The organism is Microbacterium sp. BF1 (genome assembly GCF_019279095.1).
Classification (GTDB): Bacteria; Actinomycetota; Actinomycetes; order Actinomycetales; family Microbacteriaceae; genus Microbacterium; species Microbacterium maritypicum.
Genome location: NZ_JAGYWT010000559.1, coordinates 1 through 1,542, shown reverse-complemented (window position 1 = coordinate 1,542; position 1,542 = coordinate 1). Strand labels below are relative to the sequence as shown.

Sequence of the window (1,542 nt, the reverse complement as noted above, 5' to 3'; positions counted from 1 at the left end):
GGAACGTCGACAGCGATGCGGCGACGTTCCCCGCCGCCACGCAGGACGTCTCGCTCACACTGCCCGCCGAAGTTCCGGCCGCAGATGTGCAGGCCGCCCTCGCCGAGGGAGCCGGTGCGCTGTTGGAATCGGTGCGTCTCGTGGATGACTATCGCGGAGACGGCGTGCCGGAGGGGTCCAAAAGCCTCACCTTCGCTCTGCGATTCCGCGCCGACGATCGCACCCTCACGGCGGCCGAGGCCACCGCGGCCAAGCTCGCGGGTGTCGACGTCGCCGCGCAGCGATTCGGAGCAGCGCTCCGCGACTGAGCGATGTGCTGTCCCGGAGGGGGCCCTCTGCCCTGAGGGGAGAGGGCTTCCCTCTCGCAGCGGTTGCTGGTGGCATGGAGCCATGACGAATGTTCTGATCCTCGGCGGGACGGGGTGGCTTTCCGGGCGGATCGCCCGGAGATGGCTCGAGTCCGGAGCGGCCGTGACATGTCTGGCCCGGGGCGAGCGCCTCGCGCCGGCAGGAGCGGTGCTCGTGACCGGCGACCGTGACGACCCCGAGGTATACGCCGCGCTCGCGCGGAAGGACTGGGATCACGTCGTCGACATCTCCTCTCAGGCCAGGCACGTCGTGGCAGCGGTCGAGGCTCTCGGAGACCGCACGGCGCGATGGACGTACGTGTCCTCCCTCTCGGTGTACGCCGATGACGCCACGGTCGGCGCCGATGAATCGGCGCCGCGGCATCCTGCCGCCCGCCCCGGCGACGAGTACGAGTACGGCTCGCAGAAGGCGGCGGCCGAAGACGCCCTCACGATGCTGGGGGATCGCGCGTTCATCGTGCGACCAGGACTCATCGTCGGGGACGGCGACCCGAGCGACCGCTTCGGGTACTGGGCTGCGGCATTCTCCCGAGCGGGGGAGGAGCCCGTGCTGCTGCCTCCGCTCGAGAGGCGCAGCGCGCAGGTGATCGACGTCGACGACGTGGCCGCCTACATCGTCGCCGCCACGCGGAGCGGAGCGGTCAACGCGATCGGGGACGAGCAACCCCTCGCCGAACTGCTGCAGACCGTGCGCGAGGAGGCAGGGCACACCGGGGAGACGGTGGTCGCCGACGAGGAGTGGCTGCGAGCACACGGCGTCGCGCACTGGGCAGGTCCGCTCTCGCTTCCGCTGTGGCTTCCTCCCGAGATGTCCGGCTTCATGACCCGCTCGAACAGCGCATTCCACGACAGCGGGGGACACCTGCGCCCCCTCGCCGACACCGCTCGACGCGTCGTCGCCGACGAACGGGTGCGCGGCGTGGACAGGGAGCGCCGGGCCGGACTCACGCGGGCGCAGGAGAAGGCTCTGCTGGCCGATCGCTAGACTGCGAGCAGTGACACGGGGTGCCGCAATCCGCGGCTGAGAACAGACCCGTCGAACCTGATCTAGTTGTGATGTCCAGGGACGTTGTTTCGGCGACACGGCCGTGAAGAGCTGAGAGGTGAGGGCCTCCGGTTGTGAAGTGGAGCTGTTGAGTTCAACCGCTTCAGGAACCAGGAGGCCCTCGTGTCC

At 69.6% G+C, this 1,542-nt stretch carries 1 protein-coding gene, 1 pseudogene and 1 riboswitch; the gene and the pseudogene both read left to right on the top strand.

Annotated features, from left to right (window positions below; genetic code table 11):
* Window positions 1–308: pseudogene (locus KZA10_RS14800) on the top strand (phenylalanine--tRNA ligase subunit beta); the annotation flags it as partial.
* An 82-nt stretch (window positions 309–390) separates the two neighbouring features.
* Window positions 391–1,353, top strand: a complete 963-nt coding sequence (locus KZA10_RS14795) for an NAD-dependent epimerase/dehydratase family protein (protein WP_218683265.1) — start codon at window positions 391–393, stop codon at window positions 1,351–1,353.
* 6 nt (window positions 1,354–1,359) lie between these two features.
* Window positions 1,360–1,452, top strand: a riboswitch (TPP riboswitch).
* Window positions 1,453–1,542: the final 90 nt, after the last annotated feature.